21 protein-coding genes are annotated in these 21,881 nt (G+C 70.8%); 6 read left to right on the forward strand and 15 right to left on the reverse strand.

Translation table 11 applies throughout. The features are described 5' to 3' along the window. The 4 genes from C1J01_RS28955 to C1J01_RS28970 form a co-directional block, all read right to left on the reverse strand. On the reverse strand, nt 1-1,433 hold a 1,433-nt coding region (locus C1J01_RS28955; protein WP_146615763.1), incomplete at its 3' end, for an RNA polymerase sigma factor. A 147-nt stretch (nt 1,434-1,580) separates the two neighbouring features. Further along, on the reverse strand, nt 1,581-2,384 hold the full coding sequence (locus C1J01_RS28960; RefSeq protein WP_111182139.1) for a hypothetical protein: 804 nt from the start codon (nt 2,382-2,384) through the stop codon (nt 1,581-1,583). A gap of 89 nt (nt 2,385-2,473) precedes the next feature. After that, nucleotides 2,474-4,084, reverse strand: coding sequence for an ABC-F family ATP-binding cassette domain-containing protein (locus C1J01_RS28965; protein ID WP_111182140.1), 1,611 nt, complete (start codon nt 4,082-4,084; stop codon nt 2,474-2,476). An 87-nt stretch (nt 4,085-4,171) separates the two neighbouring features. After that, a complete protein-coding gene (locus C1J01_RS28970; RefSeq protein WP_111182141.1) occupies nt 4,172-5,131 on the reverse strand; it encodes a phage baseplate protein in 960 nt (319 codons plus the stop codon). 129 nt (nt 5,132-5,260) lie between these two features. Here C1J01_RS28970 and C1J01_RS28975 point away from each other — a divergent pair, with 129 nt between their 5' ends. The 5 genes from C1J01_RS28975 (at nt 5,261) to C1J01_RS28995 (ending at nt 9,772) form a co-directional block, all read left to right on the forward strand. Further along, on the forward strand, nt 5,261-6,424 hold the full coding sequence (locus tag C1J01_RS28975; protein WP_111182154.1) for a DUF5005 domain-containing protein: 1,164 nt from the start codon (nt 5,261-5,263) through the stop codon (nt 6,422-6,424). After that, entirely contained in the window at nt 6,421-7,425 is a 1,005-nt protein-coding gene (locus tag C1J01_RS28980; RefSeq protein ID WP_111182142.1) for a DUF4432 family protein, read from the forward strand. The genes C1J01_RS28975 and C1J01_RS28980 overlap by 4 nt, the downstream gene beginning before the upstream one ends. After that, nucleotides 7,422-8,192: an SDR family NAD(P)-dependent oxidoreductase gene (locus C1J01_RS28985; protein ID WP_111182143.1), complete on the forward strand. Its 771-nt coding sequence runs from the start codon at nt 7,422-7,424 to the stop codon at nt 8,190-8,192. The genes C1J01_RS28980 and C1J01_RS28985 overlap by 4 nt, the downstream gene beginning before the upstream one ends. A gap of 246 nt (nt 8,193-8,438) precedes the next feature. Then, complete coding sequence (locus C1J01_RS28990; RefSeq protein WP_181449021.1) at nt 8,439-8,858, forward strand: peptidase inhibitor family I36 protein; 420 nt, start codon at nt 8,439-8,441, stop codon at nt 8,856-8,858. Continuing rightward, complete coding sequence (locus C1J01_RS28995; RefSeq protein ID WP_111182145.1) at nt 8,849-9,772, forward strand: hypothetical protein; 924 nt, start codon at nt 8,849-8,851, stop codon at nt 9,770-9,772. Before C1J01_RS28990 ends, C1J01_RS28995 begins: the two co-directional genes overlap by 10 nt. Here the strand turns inward: C1J01_RS28995 and C1J01_RS29000 are convergent. The 11 genes from C1J01_RS29000 to C1J01_RS52475 form a co-directional block, all read right to left on the reverse strand. Continuing rightward, on the reverse strand, nt 9,731-11,167 hold the full coding sequence (locus C1J01_RS29000; RefSeq protein ID WP_111182146.1) for a S10 family peptidase: 1,437 nt from the start codon (nt 11,165-11,167) through the stop codon (nt 9,731-9,733). The two genes, C1J01_RS28995 and C1J01_RS29000, sit on opposite strands and share 42 nt — an antisense overlap. Before the next feature lie 9 nt (nt 11,168-11,176). Continuing rightward, nucleotides 11,177-12,409 (reverse strand): enolase C-terminal domain-like protein, encoded by a 1,233-nt coding sequence (locus tag C1J01_RS29005; RefSeq protein ID WP_111182155.1) that lies wholly within the window; start codon nt 12,407-12,409, stop codon nt 11,177-11,179. Continuing rightward, nucleotides 12,406-15,375 (reverse strand): glycoside hydrolase family 38 N-terminal domain-containing protein, encoded by a 2,970-nt coding sequence (locus C1J01_RS29010; RefSeq protein ID WP_111182147.1) that lies wholly within the window; start codon nt 15,373-15,375, stop codon nt 12,406-12,408. Before C1J01_RS29010 ends, C1J01_RS29005 begins: the two co-directional genes overlap by 4 nt. Next, entirely contained in the window at nt 15,372-16,184 is an 813-nt protein-coding gene (locus tag C1J01_RS29015) for a carbohydrate ABC transporter permease (RefSeq protein ID WP_111182148.1), read from the reverse strand. Before C1J01_RS29015 ends, C1J01_RS29010 begins: the two co-directional genes overlap by 4 nt. Further along, nucleotides 16,181-17,032, reverse strand: a complete 852-nt coding sequence (locus C1J01_RS29020; protein WP_235854734.1) for a carbohydrate ABC transporter permease — start codon at nt 17,030-17,032, stop codon at nt 16,181-16,183. The genes C1J01_RS29015 and C1J01_RS29020 overlap by 4 nt, the downstream gene beginning before the upstream one ends. A 213-nt stretch (nt 17,033-17,245) precedes the next feature. Next, nucleotides 17,246-18,496 carry an ABC transporter substrate-binding protein gene (locus tag C1J01_RS29025; RefSeq protein WP_111182150.1) on the reverse strand — a complete coding sequence of 417 codons (1,251 nt, stop codon included), beginning with the start codon at nt 18,494-18,496 and terminating at the stop codon, nt 17,246-17,248. A gap of 16 nt (nt 18,497-18,512) precedes the next feature. Beyond that, the gene (locus C1J01_RS29030; RefSeq protein WP_111182151.1) at nt 18,513-19,211 is read right to left on the reverse strand and encodes a FadR/GntR family transcriptional regulator; all 699 of its coding nucleotides are present in this window, start codon (nt 19,209-19,211) and stop codon (nt 18,513-18,515) included. Between the two features lie 95 nt (nt 19,212-19,306). Further along, nucleotides 19,307-19,837: a DUF305 domain-containing protein gene (locus tag C1J01_RS29035; protein WP_111182152.1), complete on the reverse strand. Its 531-nt coding sequence runs from the start codon at nt 19,835-19,837 to the stop codon at nt 19,307-19,309. A 70-nt stretch (nt 19,838-19,907) separates the two neighbouring features. Continuing rightward, nucleotides 19,908-20,471, reverse strand: a complete 564-nt coding sequence (locus tag C1J01_RS29040; RefSeq protein WP_111182153.1) for a dihydrofolate reductase family protein — start codon at nt 20,469-20,471, stop codon at nt 19,908-19,910. 29 nt (nt 20,472-20,500) lie between these two features. Continuing rightward, a complete protein-coding gene (locus tag C1J01_RS29045) occupies nt 20,501-20,998 on the reverse strand; it encodes a phosphotransferase family protein (RefSeq protein WP_235854735.1) in 498 nt (165 codons plus the stop codon). Further along, entirely contained in the window at nt 20,947-21,276 is a 330-nt protein-coding gene (locus tag C1J01_RS52475; RefSeq protein WP_235854736.1) for a hypothetical protein, read from the reverse strand. Before C1J01_RS52475 ends, C1J01_RS29045 begins: the two co-directional genes overlap by 52 nt. 170 nt (nt 21,277-21,446) lie before the next feature. On the opposite strand from C1J01_RS52475, the gene C1J01_RS29050 reads away from it, so the two are divergent. Continuing rightward, nucleotides 21,447-21,881: LLM class flavin-dependent oxidoreductase (locus C1J01_RS29050; RefSeq protein ID WP_146615764.1), on the forward strand; the 435-nt coding region annotated here is incomplete at its 3' end.

The raw sequence follows: 21,881 nt of genomic DNA on the forward strand, positions 1-21,881 counted from the left end.
CTCGTGCCGTGCGGGGGCCGGTGGGTGTGCGGCGGTCTCGTGCCGTGCGGAGGCCGGTGGGTGCGCGGTGGCCAGTGCGTATGCGGGGGGCAGTGGTGGCGCTGGTCGCGGCGGCACGAGACCCACTTCCCCGGGGGACGCCCGCCCGGTGGGCGCCCGCCCGGCCAGCCCGGCCGCGGGCCTTTCGTGGGATGCACCCCGGGCGGCGACCCGGTCGGCGGCGCCTCCGTCACCGGCGGGTGCGTGGTCCCGGGCGGCTGGGAGTGGCCCGAGCCGGGCGAGGTCGGCGTGCCGGCGCTCGGCGCGGGCCGCGCGGAGCCCGGCACGGCGCCCTGGACCGGCTGTGAGGACGGGCCGGGCGGCGTCCCCACGGGCTTGGCCCCCGTCTGGTCGAGGATCGGGACCACGGTCAGCGGCATGTCCTGCGGCTCGGCCTGCCAGGGCAGGCGGATGCCGGGCGGCTCCCCCGTGGGCGGGAACGCGGCCGTCGCCACGCCGGTCACGCCGCCGTTCTCGCGGCCGATCTGGTCGAAGATGACGGCTATCGCCACCACGGCCGCGACCGCCGCCACCGCGCCCGCCAGCGCCTGAGGCCACCGCCGAGTCTGCGGGAAGGCGGGAACGGGAAATCCGGCCGCGCCGAGCGCGCTCGTCCGCCGGGCGACATAACGCCGGTACGGCAGCAACTCGGGATCGATGAAGCAGCTCATCACCCGGATGCGCAACGACTCGGGCAACTCGACCTGGGGCAGCAGCTCGAAGACCTTGGCGGCCGAGACCTGACGGGTGCGGTGCGGCGCGCAGGTCTCGCACCGGGGCAGGTGCCTGACCAGGTGCTCGCGCATCTCCTGGGTCAGCTCGCCGGTGAAGCCGGCCAGGATGCGGGCCCGCCGCGGGCAGTCGTACGGGCCCTTCCCGGCCAGGATCTCGGCGGTGATCGCGTCGTGCAGGCGCTCCAGCGCCTCCTCCATGGCCGGCTCGACCTGGCGGGCCGGGATCGCGAGCACCTGGGCGAGCTCGGCGGGGGGCACGGCGTGCCGGTGGACGAGCTCGAGGATCTCGCGGTCGGCGACGGGCAGGCTCTGCACCGCGTTCCACGCCATGACGCGCAGGTCGGCGTCGGCGGGGTCGTCGAGCGGCGGCGCCTGCGCCAGCGCCTCGGCGGCACCCGGCGGCGCGGCGGCCCTGCGGCGCAGGCACTCGGCTCTGGCCAGCGCGTAGAGCCAGGCGCGCAGCCGCCCGGGGTCGGCCAGCGCGCCCGCGTGCGCCTCGGCGGCGATGAGCGTGTCGCGCAGCGCCACCTGGGCGCTGTCGGCGCTCAGGAGAAGGGACCAGCAGTAGCGATAGAGGCTCTCCGCGTACGTGTCGTAGAGCGCGGTGAGCGCGGCCCGATCGCGGGCGCGGAGGGCTTCTACCAAGACGCGGTCATTCATGTGACCGAAGGTAATGGATCGGTAACTTGTAGTTCTACCATTTCAGCGGCGATGGCTGCGGTTTTCGGGCAACGCGCCCGAATTTCATGCTGAAATTCCGGGATATGTCACTGGCTCGCCCGATTTTTCGCCGTTTATAGTGGAAAACTACTGCTTATACTCTGACACGATCTGCGTCCGGCGGTCCTCCGCGAACGGCTCGGTCGTCGGCTTGACCGTGTGCACCGGAGCCATCCCGGCCAGCGCCAGCTCCTCGTACGGTTTCCCGGTCGATCCCCAGGTACGCGCGGAGACGTCCGTTCGCGCGACCTTCACTTTCTTCGGCACCCCGCTCACCGTGAGGACGAATCGCGGTGGCCTGCCCGCTTTCACATCGTCCACGAACGTGCTGCCACCACCGATGAGTTTGCCGGACTGGTCGCGCAGCATCGCGTTCACGACGAGACTGCCGGCCGTCACTCGATAAGGATTACTGACATATCCGGTGACGAGGTAGGAGCCGTCCTTCTGGCGCAACGTCTGCACACGTGAAACCGGGAACCGCTGGAACGCCGAAGGGATCCGAGCGGCCTGCCGCCACTGCGCGGGGCGGTACTGGATCGACACCTTGGCCGGCCTCTGCGCGGCCTTCGCCTGGCCGGTGAAGGCCAGCTGCCCGCCCGGCGGCACCGCGTCGAGCGGCTGGTCCATCCGGACGACCTCGGCCCCCTTGGCGTCGTGACCGACGATCGTCGCCACCACGTGCTCGCCGAAGTGCCATGGGTTGGCGTTGTTGAGCACGCCGGCCCAGCTGACGGCGTACCCGTCGGCGGACTTGACGATGTTCGAGACCTGCTCCTTGAGAGCGAGGGGCTTGAGCGATGGCTGTGCGGGCTGGTCCTCGCTCGTGCACCCGGTGAGGCAGATCGCCCCGAGTGCGAGGAGGCTGACGGTTCGGCTACGCAGGATCACTTTGCCGTGATAACCCGGGCCTGGGCATGGTCGGCAGGGGACACGCGCCGGGCGTACCAACTCTTTAAGGGATCTCTTGCCCGAAGCCCTCAGCGGGGGCGGACCACCCGGGTCTCGTCCCAGACCGGCTCGGCGGACTCGTAGACCGTGCCGTCGGAGCCGAAGACCAGGTAGCGGTCGAAGTCGGCGGCGAACCAGCGGTCGTGGGTGACCGCGAGGACCGTGCCGTCGAATGCCGCCAGGCCCGCCTGCAGCGCCTCGGCGCTGGCCAGGTCGAGGTTGTCGGTGGGCTCGTCGAGCAGCAGCAGCGTGGCCCCGGACAGCTCCAGCAGCAGGATCTGCAGGCGCGCCTGCTGGCCGCCGGACAGGGTGTCGAAGCGCTGCTCGGCGACCGGCCCGGCCAGCTCGTAGCGGGCCAGCGCCTTCATCGCCTCGTTCTTCAGCCGGGCGTGCTCGGTCATGACGATCTCGACCGGGGTGCGGCCGAGCAGGTCGGGGCGGGCGTAGGTCTGCGCGAAGTGGCCGGGCACCACGCGGGCGCCCAGCCGGGCCACGCCCTCGTGGGCGACCGGCTCGCCGGCCAGCAGGCGCAGGAAGTGGGACTTGCCCGAGCCGTTGGAGCCGAGCACCGCGACCCGCTCGCCGTACCAGACCTCCAGGTCGAACGGGCGCATGAGGCCGGTGAGCTCCAGGCCCTCGCAGATGACCGCGCGCTTGCCGGTGCGGCCGCCGCGCAGGCGCATCGTGATGTTCTGGTCGGCGGGGGCCGTCTCGGGCGGCCCGGCCTCCTCGAACTTGCGCAGCCGCGTCTGGGCCGCGTGGTAGGGCGCGGCCATGCCGTCGTTGTATCTCGCCTTGTTCTTCAACATGTTGACCAGGGCCTTGAGCTTGGCGTGCTCTTCGTCCCAGCGTCGGCGCAGCTCGTCGAGGCGCTCGTTGCGGGCCCTGCGGGCCTCGGCGTACGTGGCGAAGCCGCCGCCGTGGATCCAGATGTTGCCCGACTCGACGGTGATGATGCGGTCGGCGGCGTTCGCGAGCAGCTGGCGGTCGTGGCTGACCAGCAGCACCGTCTTCGGCGTCTCCCGCAGCTGCCGCTCCAGCCACTCCTTGCCGGGCACGTCGAGGTAGTTGTCGGGCTCGTCGAGCAGCAGGGTCTGGTCGGGGCCGCGCAACAGGGCCTCAAGGACCAGGCGTTTCTGCTCGCCGCCCGACAGCGTCGACACGTCGCGGTATTTCACCCGTTCGTACGGCGCCCCGAGCGCGGCGACCGTGCAGGTGTCCCAGAGCACCTCGATGTCGTAGCCGCCGGCGTCGGTGTAGTCGCTGATGGCCTGGGCGTAGCGCATCTGCGTCTTCTCGTCGTCGCGCTCCATCATGACCAGCTCGGCGTCGTCGAGCCGCCGCGCGGCCTGCCGCACGGCCGGTGGGGCGACGCCGAGCAGCAGGTCGCGCACGGTGCTGCCGTCGCGCACGCTGCCGATGAACTGCCGCATCACGCCGAGGCCGCCGGAGCTCGCGACGCTGCCCTCGACGGGCTCCAGGTCACCGGCGACCAGCCGCATGAGCGTGGTCTTGCCGGCGCCGTTGGGCCCGACCAGGGCGGCCTTGACGCCTTCGCCGATCCGGAAGGACACGTCGTTGAGCAGCGGCCTGCCGTCGGGCAGCACGTACGTCAGATGCCCGATCTCCACATGTCCCACGACTCATCCCTCCGGAACCCCGCACGAGGCTATCGGCCCGCCCCGGAGCCCGTCACATGGATTTCGCCCGGGCCGGACGAGTCCGGATCAGACGAGCTTCGTCTTGTAGAAGATGCTGGCCAGGCGGTCACCGCTGGGCCCGGAGGCGAGGCCCAGGCACAGGCGCGGGGCGCCGCCCACGATCTGGATGCCCATGCCCTCGGGCTCGCGGTAGTCGAGCGACTTGCCGGCCACGCTGCGGGCGCGCTGGACCAGCTTCCCGGTGCGCAGGTCCACGCAGTGGGTGTAGGTGTCGCCGGGAGGCGGGTTGTCGGTGGCGTGGTAGGCGTTGCCGGTCAGGAGGTAGACGAAGTCGCCGTACGCGGCGTAGCCCTGGAAGGTGCCGAGACCCGAGGGCTGGGCGACGTCGAACACCGCCTTCTTCGAGCCCGACTTGACCGCCGCCAGCGCGTACGCGGCGAAGCGGAACCCGCCGCCGTCGTGGTAGCGCATGACCAGCCGGTCGGTCGAGGGGTCGATCGTGCAGGTGGTGTTGGCCGCCCCCGCGACCAGGGAGTACTTGGTCAGTCCCGACGACGACGGGGTGATCGTGCGCCCGGCGGCGAACGCGAACCGGGCCAGCCGCTTGCCCCTGGCCCCGTCGGCCGCGGGCGCCGCGTCCGTCTCCGTCCACAGGTACGCCGACGTGCCCGACGGCTCGACGCCGATCTGGACGCCGTGGCCGAAGCCCATGAGGTACATGTGGCCGAGGATCGACCCGGACAGGCTCAGCTTGGTCACGCACAGGTCGCCCGCGGCGTTCGAGCCGCCGCCGTTCTTCAGCTGCACCGCGTAGATGTGCCGGTTGGTGTTGTCGATGGCGAACGACTGCAGCACGGTGCCGTCACGCAGCGGTTTCTTCCAGATCAGCGAGGTGGAGGGGGCGGTGAGGTCGAACCGGCCCTCGGCCGCCGCCGCGGCCTCCGCCGGGGCCAGCGCGGCGGTCGCGGCCACCCCGGCGCCGAGCTTGAGCAGTCCTCTGCGGGTCACCGGCACATGGGCTGACATTTACACGTCCGTTCCACTCGGAGACAGTTTCGGCGATCAACCCTAACGGCGGCTTGTGCTCACAGAGGGTCTGGACAGTAAGTGATCTAATGACTAGAACTGTAGGGACTCCTCCCCCTAGGACAGGTGATGACGCGATTCCGCTCCGCCCTCGCCCCCCTGGCCATCGCGTTGCTCGGTCTCACGGCCGTACCGCAGCCCGCCTCCGCCGCCCCGCCGAAGCCCGTTCCGTCCGTCGCCGTCCAGCAGCAGCCCGCCGCGGCCCCCGCGTGCGCGCCGCAGGTGCGGGGGGCGACGGTCAATCCGCGGCTGACCAGCCTGTTCGCCACCTACGGCAACGACAACAGCAGCCTGAAGGACTGGACGGGCGCCGACGGCACCTACTCGCTGCGGCTGCCGAGCGGGCGGCAGTTGTGGGTGTTCTCCGACACGTTCCTCGGCCAGGTCAACGCCGACGGCTCGCGGCCCCCGGTCGTCGAGGAGGGCGGCACGACGGTCTTCCTGAACAACTCCTTCGCCGTCGAGCGCGACGGCCGGCTGGCCACGATCCAGGGCGGCACGGACGACGAGCCGGAGGCGGTGATGCCGCCGCGCGACGCGAACCACTGGTACTGGGCCGGTGACGCGACGCTGGCCGGCGGCGTCGTGGAGGTGACCTACCAGGAGTACGAGCGCTTCGGCCCGGGGGCCTGGGACTGGCGCTGGCACCGCAACGTGGTGGCCAGGTTCGCGCCCGGCCGGCTCACCGAGCCCATCGGCGTGCACGACCTGCCGTCGGGCAACGGCGTCGCCTGGGCCTCCGGCCTCCTGGAGCACGGCGGACACCTCTACGTCTACGGGGTCGAGGACCTCGGCTCGCCCAAGTACATGCACATCGCCCGGGTCAAGGGCCACAGCCTGCTGGGCGACTGGGAGTTCCTGACGGCCGACGGCACCTGGTCGCCGGACGAGGCCGACTCGGCGCGGGTGATGAGCGGGGTGGCGAACGAGTACAGCGTGACCAAGCTCGGATCCGGATATGTCCTGATCACGCATGACACGACGGAGGCGCTGAGCCCGAACATCGTGGCCTACTCGTCCTGCTCGCCCTTCGGGCCGTTCACCGGCAGGCAGCACGTCTACACGACCCCCGAGACCGGCGGGAACATCTTCACCTACAACGCCCACGCCCACCCCGACGTGGCGGGCGACGGCCTGGTGGTGTCGTACAACGTCAACAGCTTCGTCAACACCGACCACTACCGCGACGTCACCATCTACCGGCCGCGCTTCCTGGACGTGACGTTCGGGTGAGACGCAACTGGGCGGCCCGGCTGCGGCGGGGCACCATCGGCGGGATCGACGCGGTCACGCTGGAGAACGAACGGCTGCGTGTGACCGTCCTGCCGGGCAAGGGCGGCGACGTGGTGGAGTTCCTGCACAAGCCCACCGACACCGACTTCGTCTGGTTGTCGCCCCAGGGCCTGCGCGACCCGCGCGATCATCTCCAGGGCGCGCCCGACGACGTCGCCCCGTTCGTCGACCACTACGCGGGCGGCTGGCAGGAGGTCTTCCCGAACGGCGGCGCGCCCAGCGAGTACCGGGGCGCGCGGCTGGCGCAGCACGGCGAGGTGTCCGGGCTGCCGTGGGAGTGCGAGGTCGTGGCCGACTCGCCGGAGGAGGTCGCGGTGCGGCTGAGCGTGCGCACGCGGCGGCTGCCGTACCGGATGGAGAAGGTGGTGCGGGTGCGGTCGGGGACGGCCGCGCTGGAGGTAGAGGGGCGGGCCACCAACGAGTCGGGGCTGCCGCTGCACGCCATGTGGGGGCAGCACATCGTGTACGGCCGCCCGTTCCTGCGGCCGGGGGCCAGGATCAGGCTGCCGGAGGGCGTCACGGTGATCCCGCACGAGACCGCCATCGACCCGCCGGAGCGCAGGGTCGCGGCGGGCGGCACGTGGCCCGAGGTCCCGGCGCACGGGGGCGGGCTGACGGATCTGAGCGTCGTGCCCGACCCCGGCTCCCCCAGCGACATCGTCTACCTGACCGGCTTCCCCGATGGCTGGTACGAGATCGCGGGACATATCGGCATTCGGGTGGAATGGGACGCGACGGTGCTGCCCTACCTGTGGATGTGGCAGGAGCTCGGCGCGTCCACCGGCTATCCCTGGTGGGGACGGGCGTACACGATCGGGCTGGAGCCGTTCTCCAGCATGCCGACCGACGGCCTGGCCGCCGCGGTGGCCAACGGGACGGCGCTCGCGCTGGGCCCGTACGAGACGAAGGTGATGCGGATGCGCGCGGAGGTGCTGGCGTGAGCGAGTTCGACGGCAAGGTGGCGCTGGTCACGGGCGGGTCGATGGGCATCGGCCGGGCGGTGGTGGACCGGCTGGCCGAAGGCGGCGCGTCCGTGGTGTTCTGCGGCGCCGACAAGGGCGCCGAGGTCGACGGCGAGCGCGTCACCGGCAGGATCGCCGACGTGCGCCGGGCCGGCGACATGCGCGACCTGGTGGACCTGGCCGTCACCCGGTACGGCGGGCTCGACGTCGTGGTGACCTGCGCCGGCGTGCAGCGCTACGGTAGCGTCGAGACCACCCCCGAGGACGTCTGGGACGAAGTGCTCGACATCAACCTCAAGGGCGTCTACCTCACCTGCCAGGCGGCCGTCCCCCGGCTGCGCGAACGCGGCGGCGGCTCGATCGTGGTGGTCTCGTCGGTTCAGGCGTTCGCCTCGCAGGCCCAGGTGGCGGCCTACACCGCCAGCAAGGCCGCGCTGAACGGCCTGACCAAGGCCATGGCGCTCGACCACGCGGCCGACGGCATCAGGGTCAACGCCGTCTGCCCCGGCTCGGTCGACACCCCCATGCTGCGCTGGGCGGCGGACCTGTGGCGGGGCGAGCTGTCGCAGGAGGAGCAGGTGGCGCAGTGGGGCCGCTCCCATCCGCTCGGGCGCGTGGGCCGGCCGGAGGAGGTCGCGGAGCTGGTCGCGTTCCTCGCGGGGCCGCGCGCGTCGTTCATCACGGGGGCCGAGCACCGCGTGGACGGCGGCCTGCTCGCGCAGAACCCCGCCGCGCTCCCCGAGTGAGAGCCCGGCCCGACTGAAAGCAGAGCCCACGGGTTCCTCCAGCGGCGCACCACAGCTGGCAAGCGTTGCGTCAACGCGGCGAAGTCCCACATCACAGGGCTGGTACGTCTTGGTCGGCGGTCAGGCACGCGACCCTTCTCCGGGGCGCGCAGCCTTGCGGGATCGGCGGGTCACCACGGCTCGCCTTCGATCCGGCACGCCGCATTACCGAGGTCGAAACCGACTCACCGATCTGAGGAGAGACCCGTGAGGCTATCCAAGAAGGCCGCCGGCATCGTCGCCGCGGTCACACTGTTCACCGTGGCCGCCCCCGCTGCCGCCGCCGTGGCGAGCCCGCGCTCGACCTGCTACGGCGGCCGCGTCTGCCTGTACGCCGGCTACGACTACAACCGCGGGCAGGTCGACCACTGGCGCGACTTCGTCCAGGACGACTCCAACCTGGCCGACAACAACTGGCTGAACTGGGACTTCAGCAACTCCTGGCGGAGCATGGACAACGACACCAGCTCCGTGCGCAACCGGATCGGCTGCAGCACCACCCTGTGGCAGCACCCCGGTTTCACCGGCTCGCACAGCACGTTCACGCACAACTCGAACGACGGCATGCTCGCGAACAACGCCGTCGGCAACAACCGCGCCAGCTCGCTCGACATCTGGTGCCGCTGACCGACGCAGGGAGCGCCGGTTTCCGGGCTTGGCCGCCGGAAACCGGCCGCCGCGGGGTCATCGCCAGCACGGTGCTGCTGGCGGTCGCCACTGCGGCCTGCGCCGCCGAGCGGCCGCCCGCACCGCCGGCGCCCACCCAGGGCGTCACCGTGGTGGAGAAGCTGGTGCTGCCGTTCGACGCGTACAAGACCACTCCCAAGCAGCGGGCCACGCTGGGCAACGCCCACAACCGCCTGCTCGTCGCCTGCATGCGCGAGCAGGGCATCACCGTCACCCCGCCGGACGAGGATCCCCGCACCCTCGCGGCGATCGACCCCGGCAACTCGCGACGCTACGGCGTCACCGACATCGACGCGGCCAGGACCCACGGCTACCACCTGGCCAGGCCGCCCGCACCGAACACCACCGACGCCTGGGCGGCGAAGCTGCCCGAGCAGACCCGGCACCGGCTGTACGGCACCGCCGCCGACCGGGGCTGCGTCGACCAGGCCACGCTCGACCTGGACAAGGGCGCGCCCAAGGCCGACTGGTCGTGGCTGGCCCGCCAGGACGCGGTCACGCTGGAGCAGGCCGCCAAGGACCCGTCCGTGGTCGCGGCGACCAAGCGCTGGCGGGAGTGCATGAGCAAGGCCGGTCACTCCTACGCCTCACCCGAGGCGGCCATCGGCGACGAACGCTGGAACCTGGACCAGCCGCAGGTCAGCGAGGCGGAGAAGCGCGCGGCGACCGACGACACGACCTGCAAGTGGTCGTCGGGGCTGGTGCTCGCCTGGTACACGGCCGACGCCGAGCGGCAGGACAAGGTGATCACCGACAATCCCGCGCGGTTCTCCGCCCTGCGGGCCAACCTCAAGCAGCGGCTGAAGCGCGCCTCAGCCGTTCTGGCCGCGGACGAAGGCCGCGAGGTCCGCTGACTGCCGCAGCCTGCTGGGCTCGTGCACGTACATCATGTGTCCCGCCTCGTAGTAGGCGAACTCGATGTTGCGGGCCAGCTCGGCGGGCACGGGCAGGCGGGCGAAGGAGTGCTCGGCGGCGTAGTACGGCGTCGCGCCGTCGTAGTAGCCGCACGCCACGTGGACGCGCAGGTGGGGGTTGGTCCGCATGGCCGTGGCGAGCCGGTCCACCACCGCCACGTGCGCGTTCTCGAACTCCTTGTACGACCACGGCCGCACGCGCGAGGTGAGGATCTCGTACGGCAGGTCGTTGGCGTAGCCGAGCTCCGAGCGCAGGTAGTGGTTGAGCGCGGCGCCGTAGGGGCCGGTGATCGCGTTCATGCTGGGGTCGGCCTCGAAGTGCTCGCGTCCCGCGTCGGGGTCCCATCCGGTGAAGCGGCCGTCGAGGCGGCCGACGACCTGCCGGCGCGGGCGCAGCACCTCGGTGAAGAACCTGATGTGCTCGATCCGCAGGTTCACCCGGTCGACGTAGTCCTCGCTCAGCCCCGTCAGGGCGGCGACCTTGGCGACCGCGGCCGTCCGTTCCTCGGGGGTCAGCCGGTTGCCGCGGCCCAGGGCCCACATGTAGTCCTTGGCCGCGTATTCCTCGGCCTCGCGGAGCACGTCCTCCAGCGACCGGTCGCCGTGCAGCCCGTGATAGTGCGCGATAGCCGCATAAGTCGGCAGATAGAGGGCGTAGGCCAGGTCGTTGCCCTCGTTGAACTCCCCGGTGATGAAGTCCAGCACCGAGGAGATCAGCATCACGCCGTTGAGGTACATGCCGTAGCGCGACTGCAGGTGCTCGGCCAGCCCCGCCGCCCTCACCGTGCCGTACGACTCGCCGGCCAGGAACTTCGGCGACATCCACCGCCCGTTCCTGGTGGTCCACAGTCTGATGAGCTCGCCCACCGACTCCAGGTCGCCTTTGAACCCGTGGTACGGCTCCGGCTTCTCACCCTCGGCCGCCCGGGAGAAGCCGGTGGAGACCGGGTCGATGAAGACCAGGTCGCTCTCCTTCAGCAACGTCTCCTCGTTGTCGGCCAGCCCGTACGGCGGCGGCAGCAGCGCCCCCGCGTCGCCCATGACGACCCGGCGCGGCCCGAGCACGCCGAGGTGCAGCCACACGCTGGACGACCCGGGCCCGCCGTTGAAGGCGAACGTCACCGGCCGGGTGAGCGGGTCGGCCCCGTCCAGGGTGTAGGCGGTGACGAACATCTCGGCCTTCGGCCGCAGCCCCTCGAACCGGCCGTCGGTGAACACCTCCTCCCGCAGCACCATGGTCCCGGTCGTGGCGGTGTACGACTCGCCGGACGGCAGCGTGTGGGAGGAGGTGACGAGGTTGTCGGCGGGGGTGGAGGGTTTCGACTCTTCAGACATATCGCCTAATTATGGTGCTATTTCCCGAGAAACAGCCGGGTCGGCGAAACGTTCGTTCGGCACGGTGGCGTACCAGCCGGGCCGGCCGGGATCGCGGTCGTAGGGGTAGCCGCCCAGCTCACGGTAGAGCTCGGCGTAGCGGGCCACCCGCTCCCGGTCCAGCCGCACGCCGAGGCCCGGGCCGGACGGCACGGGGATGGCGCCCTCCGAGTACGCCATCTTGCCGCCCTCGATCACGTCGTCCCTGAGCTGGTGGTAGTGGGCGTCGGCGGCGTAGGTGAGGTTGGGCAGCACCGCGCCGAGGTGCAGCATGGTCGCGAGCTGGATGCCCAGCTCCCCCGACGAGTGCACGGCCACCCCGAGCTGGAACGTCTCGCACACCCCGGCCGCCTTCACGCACGGCCGGATGCCGCCCCAGAACGTCGTGTCCAGCAGCACCACGTCCACGCCCCTGCGCATGACGTTCGCGGCGAGCTGCTCGAAGTTGACCACCACGGTGTTGGTCGCGATCGGCACCCTGACCTGCTCGCGCACGGTCTTCAGCCCTTCGAGCCCCCAGACCGGGTCCTCCAGGTAGTCGTTGTCGAGGTTCTCGATGGCCCGGCCGAAGCGCAGGCCCTCGGCCACCGACAGCACGGCGTTCGGGTCGTAGCGCAGGCGGTCGCCGGGGAAGGCCGCGGCCAGGGCGCGGTAGCACTCCAGCTCGTAGTCGGGCGGGAACACCCCGCCCTTGAGCTTGTGCACGGTGAACCCGTGCTCCTCCTTGAGCCGGGCGGTGTGCGCGACGAGCTGCTCGGGGGTGCGGATCTCGTCGTGACCCTCGGCGGCGTACCGGAAGAACAGGTACGACGCGAACGGCACCGCGTCGCGCACGCGCCCGCCGAGCAGGTCGTGCACGGGCACCCCGAGGTGCTGGCCGACGAGGTCGAGGCAGGCGAACTCGATGGCCGCGAGCAGCTGGGTGCGGTTGTTGTAGAGCGAGGCCGTCGGGTTGGCGATCTTGAAGCGCAGGGCCTCCAGCTGGAAGGGGTCGTGCCCCTCCAGGTACGGCACCAGCGCCTTGAAGGCCGCCTCCGCGCTCTCGCCCCCGCCGCCCATCTCCCCCAGGCCGACCAGCCCGTTGTCGGCCTCGACCTCGACGATCGTGCGCACGAACCGGCCCCAGTGGGCGCCGTTGCTGTGCCGCAGCGGCGCCTCCAGCGGGACCGCGACCGTCGTGGCCCGGATGTCAACGATCTTCACGAACACGTCCCCCAAACGACCGCCACCCCGCAGGCGGGCAGGCGTACCTTGACCGACTCGTCCACCACGTCCAGGTCCCGCGCCGAGCGCAGGCCGGGCAGCGTGACCGTCGCCTCGACCGGCTCGGCGGCCAGCGACTGCAGCCGCACCACGCACTCGTCGCCCGACCGGCCGAGCGACGTGACCAGCACGTCGGGGTGGTCGACGGAGACGTACGTCTTCTGCGTGCCGGAGCCGTCGACCAGCGCGGCAACGAACGGCTCGGTCAGCCCGGAGGCCGCGGCCGCGCCGAGCCGCCTGCCCGGAACCCCCGCCTCCGACGTGACCGCGTAGCGGAACGTCGTCTCGCCCTGCTGCTGCGCCGGGAAGTTGGTGTCCCAGATGTTGTTGAGCGCCCAGGAGTAGACCGTGCCGTCCTCCTGGTCGAGCGTGGGCGGGAACGGCGCGTACGGCATGTGGATGGTGCCGAGCTGCACGAGCGGGGCCTCCAGCGTGGCCCAGGCGATGGTCAGCTCCGGGTCCTCGAAGGCGATCCAGTGGCGGATCGGCAACATGTACTCGGCCGAGCCCGGCACCCGCGGCACGTCCGGCCCGCCGACGCCGCCGGTCAGCTCCCAGGCCGTGGCCTGGCCCGCGGCGAACGGGAAGGCCAGGAAGACGGCCTCCTTGGCCGGGGTGCCCTGCTTGGCCAGCTGGTAGGTCACGTCGAGCCGGGGCACGCCGGCGTGCAGCTCGATCGTCGTGCGGATCCAGTCGACGCCCTTGCCGTGCAGCTCCACGACCAGCTTCTCCCCCACGGCCGTGCGCTGGACCTTGGTGATCCTGGCGTGCCGGCCGATGGCGCGGTCGCCGAGCAGGGTGCGGTCGTGCGCGCCGACGTGGCCCGACAGATGGTTGAAGTGGGGGGCGGTGGCGTACTGGTCGTAGACGTACTGGCCGAAGCCGGCGGCGGCGTCGGCGTTGACCAGCTCGCGGCCGGCCCGCTTGTCGAAGATCGAGCTGATGTGGCCCTCGCGGACGTCGTAGGCGACGCGGTAGAACTCGTTCTCGATCACGCCGCTCGGGTCGAGCTCGACCGGCTCGGGGGCCTGGGTGGCACCGGGGACCACGTCGAGGCGGACGTGGCTGTAGCCCGTGACGCCGGGCACGACGGCGTGGACGTGCCGGCCGATCGGGCGGGTCGGCCAGTCGTCCGGGTGCACGACCTCCTCGTGGTGCGGGAGCGTCTGCCCCGTCCGGGCGTCCACGAGCGCGATCGGCACGTCGAGAGCGACCACGTCGCGCGGCAGGAAGGCCCGTACGACGTCCGTCCTGGTCCGCGTCGCGGGGTTGAAGACGGCGAACGAGGCCAGGGCGCCGCTCTCGCCGTCCGTGGAGAGGGCGGCGGAGAGCGCGGCGGCGAACCTGCGCGTCGCGGCGTGCAGCAGGTCGGCGGCGTCGTCCTGGGCCTGGTAGGCGCCCGACGACTTGCGCGTCCACTGCAGGCCGCCCGAGTCGCCCGCCTCCTCGGCGTCCTCCCACGGGTTGGCCGCGCCCCAGGTGTGCTCGTTGAACAGCGCCACCTTGTCGTAGGCCTCGTCCACCTGCGCCGTCGCGTCCACGCCGGCCAGCGTGTGCAGGGTCTCGGCGACGCGCAGCGCCGACTGGGCGCGGCGGACGTAGCCGAGCGGCCGGGCGCCCGAGCCGAGCCCGTCGGCCCACCAGTCGGTCCAGTCGCCCTCGTGCACGGCCAGCCGGTCGTGGTAACGCTCGACGACGTGGTCGAAGAAGTCGCTGTTGATCGCCGAGCGCAGCCGCGGGTAGGCCCACTGCTCGTTCCACCGCCGCGCGATCTCGGCGGGGACGATCGACGGGCCCGCGTTGTCGGCATGCGCGCCCTGCACCCGCAGGTGCAGCACGTCCAGCTCGTACGGCTCCTTCGGCGCGTCCGGCCCCTGCCAGCCGAACGTCCCCGGCCCGTACGGGTAGCCCCGGTTGGCCAGGGCCGACAGGTAGCGCGGCAGCAGGTCGTCGGCCAGCTCGTAGGAGTCGGTCAGCCCGACCGTGTTGCCCTCCATGTACGCCATGCCGTGCGGCGTGTCGGTGAACCACACGACCAGCTCGTTCCCGCTCGGCGCCCGCCAGCGGAACGGCCGGGTCAGCTTCTCGCCGCCGTGCAGGTAGGGCACCGACCGGCCGGCCCAGTTGTGGGCGGCGGCCAGGTAGCGCACGCCCGCCATGCTGAGCGCGTCCACCAGGCCGACGACCGCGCCCGGCACGTCGGTGTGCATGGCGGACCTGACCGGGAGGTCGAGCTGCCCGGCGAAGCGGAGCTGGCGGTGCAGCTCCTCGGTCGAGCACGCCTCGGTGTGCAGCTGGAACGGGAACGCGGTCACCTCGATGACGCCGGCCCTGGCCAGCTCGGTGAACCGGTCGGTCAGCTCCTTCGGCCGGGCCTCCAGCCACCTCAGCGCCGGCCAGGACGACTCGACCGTCCAGCGGAACTTGGCGTCGTCCGGCCAGGACGCGCTCTCCTCGGCCAGCCGCAGCGCCGTGTCGAGGTAGTCGAGGTGGTGGCGGAGCACCGTGCCCTGCGGGTCGGTGTAGCCGATGTCGAGGTGCGAGTGGTGCACCACGAACACGCTCCACTTGCGCTGCGGCGTCACCGTGACCTGCGCGCTGCCGACCACGCCCGCGTCGTCGCGGCACTCCAGCGTGAGCACGCGCGGCGCGTCCACCTCGGGGACGAGCAGCGTCACGTCGGTGCCGGACGCGCTGTCCACGCCGACGAGGACGTGGGTGAGCGGCTCGGTGCTCGACACCCTGACCGCCTGCCGGCCGTCGTGGGTGAACAGCGGCAGCACCGCGACCCGCACCTCCAGCCCGCGCACGCTGATGACGGGCGTCGAGGTGTCGTCGCGCAGCGCCTGCCTGATGCCGTCGTAGTCGGGGCTCCCCAGACTGCGCTGGAGCAACCGGCTGGTCAATGAACACTCCCTAGAGCAAGGCCCCTGGCGAAGAGGCGCTGGGTGGCGAGGAACAGCACGACCGTCGGCAGCGAGACCACGAGCCCGGCGGCCAGGCCGACCGGGACGGGGGTGCCGGCGTACACGTCGGTCATCAGGCCGGCGATGGCGGTCATCACCGGCCGGACCTCCTCGGTCTGGGTGAGGGTCAGGCCGAAGACGAGGTCGTTCCAGATGAAGGTGAATTCCAGGATGAAGACGGCGGCCAGCGCGGTGAACGAGATCGGCAGGTAGATGCGCCAGAAGATCCGCCACGTGGAGGCGCCGTCCATGCGGGCGGCCTCGAAGATCGAGAACGCCACCCCGCTGTAGAAGTTGCGCAGCACGAACCCGGCCAGCGGCACGTTGATCGCCGTGTAGAGCAGGATCATGCCGGCGCGGCTGTCGTACAGACCGGCGTCGCTGTAGCCGACGAAGAGCGGCACGAGCAACATCTGGGACGGGAAGACGGTGCCGCCGAAGATCAGCAGGAACCACCAGAACCCGTGCCGCAGCCGCAGCACCACGATCGTGTAGCCGGCCAGGGCGCCGATCACCACACCGAGCAGCGGCGAGACCACGCTGTAGAGCGCGGTGCTGGCCAGGCTCCCCGACAGGTTGGCGCCCTCGACGGCGCTCGCGAAGTTCTCCAGCAGCGCGAAGTCGCCCGAGGGGATCCACGCGCTGCCCGGGTCGTAGGAGTCCGCCGGCCGCGAGGCGTTGACCAGCAGCAGGTACGTCGGCCCGAGCCACACCAGCCCGAGCACGACCAGCACGGCACGCCGGATCATGTGGCCGTCACCTGCCTCTTGAGGTAGAGGTAGGACGCCAGGCCCGTCACCACGGTCAGCATCACCGCGACCGCCGAGCCGTAGCCGTAGTCGCTGGACACGAACGTCTCCTTGTACATGGTCACCGCGAGCGTCTCGGAGTTGCGCCCCGGGCCGCCCTGGGTCAGCACCCACACGATGTCGAACGTCTTCAGCCCGGCCACCAGCGCGAGCCCGACCACGACCGCCGTCAGCGGGCGCATCAGCGGCCAGATGACGTGCCGGAACAACCGCCAGCCGGAGGCGCCGTCGAGCCGGGCGGCCTCGATCGGCTCCTTCGGGATCGACTGCAGGCCCACCACGAACAGCAGCGTGTTCACGCCGAGCTGCTGCCACGTCCAGACCAGCAACATGGCCAGCGTGTTGTACGGCGAGTCCTGAAGGAACGCGGTGTCCACGCCGAGCAGCCGGTTGGCGACGCCGTCGTGCGACAGGATCGGGCTCCACACCATCGCCAGGCCCGCGCCGCTCAGCGCGTACGGCAACATGAACGGCACGCGGAACCACGCGCCGCCCTTGATGTCGTACGACAGCACCGCGACCAGCAGCCCGAGCCCGACCGGCAGCACCATCGTGCCGACCACCCAGATCAGGGTGTTACGGGTCGAGGTGAGCAGCGCCGCGTCGTCGAACAGCTTGACGAAGTTGTCCAGCCCGATCCACGCCGGCGACTCCAGCCCGTCATAACGGGTGAAACTGAGATAGGCCGTCCACACGAACGGGGCATAGAGCAACCCGGCGACCAGAAGGACCGCGGGCGCCACGTACCCGTACCGGAACCTGCCGAGCATCGGTTGCGCCCTGCTCATGGCCTCACTCCGTTCGGCGGCTCCGTCGCCCGAATGCCGCCGCCTTCCCCCACTCTGGTCGCTCCGCTCCCGCCGCTCCTCCAGGCGACGGCGCTCCCTCGCGCGCTCATGGCCTCACTCCGTTCGGCGGCTCGGTCGCCCGAATGCCGCCGCCTTCCCCCACTCTGGTCGCTCCGCTCCCGCCGCTCCTCCAGGCGACGGTGCTCCCTCGCCTCACTGATGCGTGCTCCAGTACTCGTCGGCGGCCTGCTGGATGGTCTGCAGGACCTCCATGTACGTGCCGGGCTCGGTGACGAACTTGGAGAAGCCGTCGAGCGCGGCGGTCAGGATCGGCGGCGGGGTGGCCTCGAAGTAGCGGTTGACCAGGCGGTACTCACCGCCGCCCGCGTCCTTGGTGACCGCGCCGAGGGCCTTGTCGTCGATCGTGACCTTCGGGTTGGCGCTCACGTCGCCGCGGCTGGCCGCCCACTTCTGCTGCGCCTCGGCGGTGGTCCACCACTTGAGGTAGCGCGTGCTCGCCTCGGGGTCGGCCGCCTTGGTGAGCGAGCACAGCGGGCCGCTCTCGAAGATCATCGAGGTCTTGGGGAGCGCCGGGTTGACGTTCGGGATGACGAAGAAGTCGTAGTCGGTGCCGGCCTTCATGCTCCGCGACGTCATGCTGGTGTTGAACCAGGTGCCGAACGACACCATCGCGGCCTTGCCGTTCTTCAGCACGTCGCCGGGGTCGGTCTTGTCGCCGGGGTTGATGAAGTAGCCGGCGTCGATGAGCTGCTTCCAGCGCTCCATCACCTGGACGACGCCCGGGTCGGTGTACTTCGCCTGGCCGGTGGCCAGCCGGTCGTACAGGTCGGGGTCGGTGCCGGCGAGCAGCTGCTCGAACCAGACGAACGAGAACAGCACGCTCGTGTGGTAGAACGCCTTCACGTTGTTCCGCTTGAGCGTCTCGGCGACCTCGATCAGGTCGTCCCAGGTCTCCGGCGGCTTCAGGCCGTACTGGTCGAAGATCTTCTTGTTGTAGAACATCCCCCAGTAGGCGACGTTCATCGGCACGCAGTACTGCTTGCCGTCGACCGTGTAGTAGGGCATCAGGTCCTGCGACAGGTCGCCGGCCTTGATCGCCTCCTGCCAGATGGCCGAGGTGTCGGCCACCTGCTTCTGCTTGACGATCTCCTCCAGCATCCCCCCGGTCTGCCAGGTGAAGAGATCCGGCTTGACGTCCGTGCGGAACGACGCCTTGATGAACGCCTGGTACTGCGCCGAGTCGGTGTATCCCGTCGGCTTGATGCTCAGGCCGATGCTCTGCTTGGACAGCGCGCCCATCTCATCGAAGTACTTCGTCCACGCGCCCTTGTCGTTGTACAGGCTCAGCTCGGTCTTCTTCTGCGGCGCCTCGCCGCCGCCTCCGCCACAGGCGGTCAGGACGAGCGCCGCCGCGCCGAGCGTGGCCACACGTGACCGGAACATGGGCCGGCCTCCTTGTTCATCGGGGGGATTGCACCCTTTGCTCGATAACCGTCTTCACGTCGACCAGGTGGGCCCGCATGCGCTCCTCGGCCTGCGCCGCGTCGCGCGCCTCGATGGCCGCAAGGATCGCCAGGTGCTCCTCGTGGTCACGGCGCCGGTCGTCGAAGAGCTGCAGGATCTCGCGCTGCTCAGGCCCGTGGACGGTGAGCAGCGCGTCGACGACCTCGTGCAGCACGACGTTGCCCGCCATCCGCGCGGTGGCGCGGTGGAAGGACATGTTCGCGTCGTGCAGCTCGGCGTCCTCGCCGCGCAGATGCCGGCCCGCGGTGTCGAGGGCCTGCTTGAGCGCCGTCAGCTCCTCTTCGGCCGCGCGCCCGGCCGCCATCGCGGCGAGCGGCGGCTCGATGACGATCCGGGCGTCCAGCAGCTCCAGGAGCTGCGCGGCGCGGATCTCGCGCATGTTGGGGTTGGGCAGGACCAGCCGCTCGATGGCGGCTCCGACGTAGATGCCGGAGCCGTGGCGCATCTCGATGGCCCCGGTGGCCTCGAGTCTGCGCAGCGCCTCGCGCAGCGTCGGGGTGGTGACGGCGAAGCGCTGGGAGAGCTCCCTGGTCGAAGGCAGCCTGTCGCCGGGCCGGTGCCCTCCCGTACGGATGAGCTCCAGCATGCGCTCGGTCAGAGCGTCGGAAAGCGTCGGCCGCGTCACCTCGGACATATCAAGTGATCTAATCACTTAAGCGGCGCGCCGTCTATGAGGAGTGTTTATTTCGTGACATATGGGTTGTGATGACGGTCTTACTGCTTCGTCGCTTATCGCTTGAGCAGGTCGGTCATCATCGCGATCTGCGCCCTGCGGGAGGTCTGCACCTGGGCCGCCCACTGCTGGACCGCCGGGTTGGCGCCGCGCGTCACCTCGTCGGCGGCCATCTTGACGGCGCCGTCCTGGTGCCGGATGAGCACGGTGAGCAGGTCGTAGTCGACGTTCCGCGACGTCCTGAGCTGCTGGAGACGCTGCCGGTCGGTCTCCGGCATGCCGCCGTGGTGGTCGTGCGCGGCCGAGGCGGCGGTCAGCGGCTGGTCCCAGTCGTGCAGCCAGCGCAGCATCATCTCGACCTCGTCCTGCTGCGTGGTCTCGATGGCCGCCGTCAGGGTCTTGACCTCGGGGTCGGTGGTGCGGGAGGCGCCGATCCTGGCGATCTCGATGCCCTGCCGGTGATGCTGGACCATCATCTGGACGAACATCACGTCGTCGGCGTTGACCGGCGCCGCCTTCTCTTCGGCCTGCCCGCAGGCGACGGACAGCAGCAGGACGAGAACCGCCAGGACATGCCCACCACGCACAGGCCGCTCCCCAGCCCCATTGGAAACCTTCTTAAGAGTTGACGATTTCCGCTGCGGGCGCAAGGGCTCGTCAGTGCTGGACGCCGTAACGGAGATAGACCATGCCCGAGTCGAACGCCCGGGTCTCCAGCAGCGTGGTCCTGAACGAGGTGTCGAGCTCGGGGAAGAACGGCTTGCCGCGGCCGAGGACCAGCGGGTGGACGAAGATGCGGAACTCGTCCACCAGCCCGAGCCGGATCATGCTGTGCGCCAGCGTGGCGCCGCCCACCTCCAGGTAGCCGTCCCCCTCCTGCTTGAGCCGGTTCACCTCGGTCTCGAGGTCGCCGGTGACGAGGGTGCTGTTCCAGTCGACCTTGTCGAGCGTCTTGGAGAAGACGTACTTGGGCGTGTTCCGCCAGATGCGGGCGAAGTCGATCTCGATCTGGGGGGCGTCCGGGCGTTCGTCGGCCGTGGGCCAGTAGGCGGACATGTTCTCGTAGAGGCCCCTGCCGTACAGGGCGCCGCCGATGTCGCGCGACAGGTCGTTGATGAAGGCGTGGACCTCGTCGTCGGGGCCCGACCAGCTGATGTCGCCGTTGAGGGACTCGACGTAGCCGTCCAGGGAGATGAGCATGCAGTACAGGAGTTTGCGCATACCGGTGAGACCTCCGTCGTCGGCGTAACTCATCGCGTCGGCCAGGCGAGCACCTCCGCGAGGTGATGCCGGACGATTCCCATCATGAACTCCCGGTCGGGGAAATCGCCGTCGAGCAGCCGCAACGGGCCGGCCACGAGCGACAGGTGCTGGGCCAGGCGGTAGAAGCGCATCCTGGCCTCGTCCAGGCCCTCGACGCGGAGGCGGTCGTAGTGGGGGCCGAACCTGAAACGCAGGAACACGTGCTCCCACTCGACGTCGAAGTACATCGCGCCATCGAGGTCGATCAGCACCGGCTCGCCGCGCTCGTCGATCAGCACGTGGTCGGGGCCGAGCTCGCCGTGGATCAGGCCGTGGGTCTCGCGCGGCGGCAGGGCGGCGGCCATCCGCCTGAGGTCGTCCTCCAGCCGGCCGCGGATCTCACCGATCGGCTCCACCCGGGACGCGGCCTCGGCGAGCTCGCGAAGCGCCCACCTCAGGACGGTCTGGGACGCGGGGGTCGCGTCCGCGGAACGCGCACCCCACATGCGGCCAACCGCCCATGCGCCGCCTCAAAGGTCCGCGCCCCCGCCGCCTCCGGCGCCCGCCCTCCTCGGTCCGCTCGGTCCGCTCGGGTCCAGAAGTCCTCCTCGTCGGACCAGACGTAGAGCACCACGCTGGGGGCGTCGTCGAGGGTGAGCCGGTAGACGCCCTTGCTGGTGCCGCCCCTGAGCGGCTCCACCGCGACCAGGCGCCGGCCGAGCACGTCGCGTACCAGGCCCGTCAGCTCTTCCCGCTCGGCGAACCGCCGTTTCCGGCCGGTCACTGGGGACGTTCCAGCCCGCGGCGTGTTTTCCGGCCCTTCCAGGCGGCCGGGCGTATCGGAGGCATGAGCCGATACTCCTCCGCTCGACCTGCCTACGCCACACGATTACGAGCGCCGCCGACCACGGGCGCCGTTGACATCAACCCAGCTTCAGGTTGCACCGTTGCGCCATGGCTACTTTCGAGATCGGCGTCATCCTGCCCGGAGTGGACGTCCAACGCCGGGACGGCATCACGCTGTGGGACGCGGCCGGGCACGCCGAAGACGCGGGCCTGGACGGCGTCTGGCACGGCGACCACCTCGCCGTCGGCGGCCCCACGCTGGACGCCCCGATCGCCCTGGCCACCGCCGCCGCGGCCACGTCCCGGATCGCCATCGGGACCAGCGTGTTCATCCCCGCCATCCGCCCGCTCGCGTGGGCCGCCAAGCAGATCGCCTCCCTGCAGTACGTCTCCGACGGCCGCCTCGTCCTCGGCGTCGGCTCCGGCGGCGGCCCCGACCAGTGGGCGGCCGCCGGCGTCCCGTACGCGGAGCGCGGCCGGCGCACGGACACCGCCCTGGAACTCCTCCCCCGCCTCCTGGCCGGCGAGCCGGTGCTCCTCCCC

It is taken from the genome of Nonomuraea aridisoli (genome assembly GCF_003236395.1).
Lineage (GTDB): Bacteria > Actinomycetota > Actinomycetes > Streptosporangiales > Streptosporangiaceae > Nonomuraea > Nonomuraea aridisoli.

Excerpts from the sequence above, each read along its gene's own strand:
- C1J01_RS28970 (WP_111182141.1), bottom strand. The coding sequence starts at position 5,131 with ATGTCAGCCCATGTGCCGGTGACCCGCAGAGGACTGCTCAAGCTCGGC.
- C1J01_RS28975 (WP_111182154.1), top strand. The coding sequence starts at position 5,261 with ATGACGCGATTCCGCTCCGCCCTCGCCCCCCTGGCCATCGCGTTGCTC.
- C1J01_RS29000 (WP_111182146.1), bottom strand. The coding sequence starts at position 11,167 with ATGTCTGAAGAGTCGAAACCCTCCACCCCCGCCGACAACCTCGTCACC.
- C1J01_RS29015 (WP_111182148.1), bottom strand. The coding sequence starts at position 16,184 with ATGATCCGGCGTGCCGTGCTGGTCGTGCTCGGGCTGGTGTGGCTCGGG.
- C1J01_RS29020 (WP_235854734.1), bottom strand. The coding sequence starts at position 17,032 with ATGAGCAGGGCGCAACCGATGCTCGGCAGGTTCCGGTACGGGTACGTG.
- C1J01_RS29025 (WP_111182150.1), bottom strand. The coding sequence starts at position 18,496 with ATGTTCCGGTCACGTGTGGCCACGCTCGGCGCGGCGGCGCTCGTCCTG.
- C1J01_RS29030 (WP_111182151.1), bottom strand. The coding sequence starts at position 19,211 with ATGTCCGAGGTGACGCGGCCGACGCTTTCCGACGCTCTGACCGAGCGC.
- C1J01_RS29040 (WP_111182153.1), bottom strand. The coding sequence starts at position 20,471 with ATGCGCAAACTCCTGTACTGCATGCTCATCTCCCTGGACGGCTACGTC.
- C1J01_RS29045 (WP_235854735.1), bottom strand. The coding sequence starts at position 20,998 with ATGTGGGGTGCGCGTTCCGCGGACGCGACCCCCGCGTCCCAGACCGTC.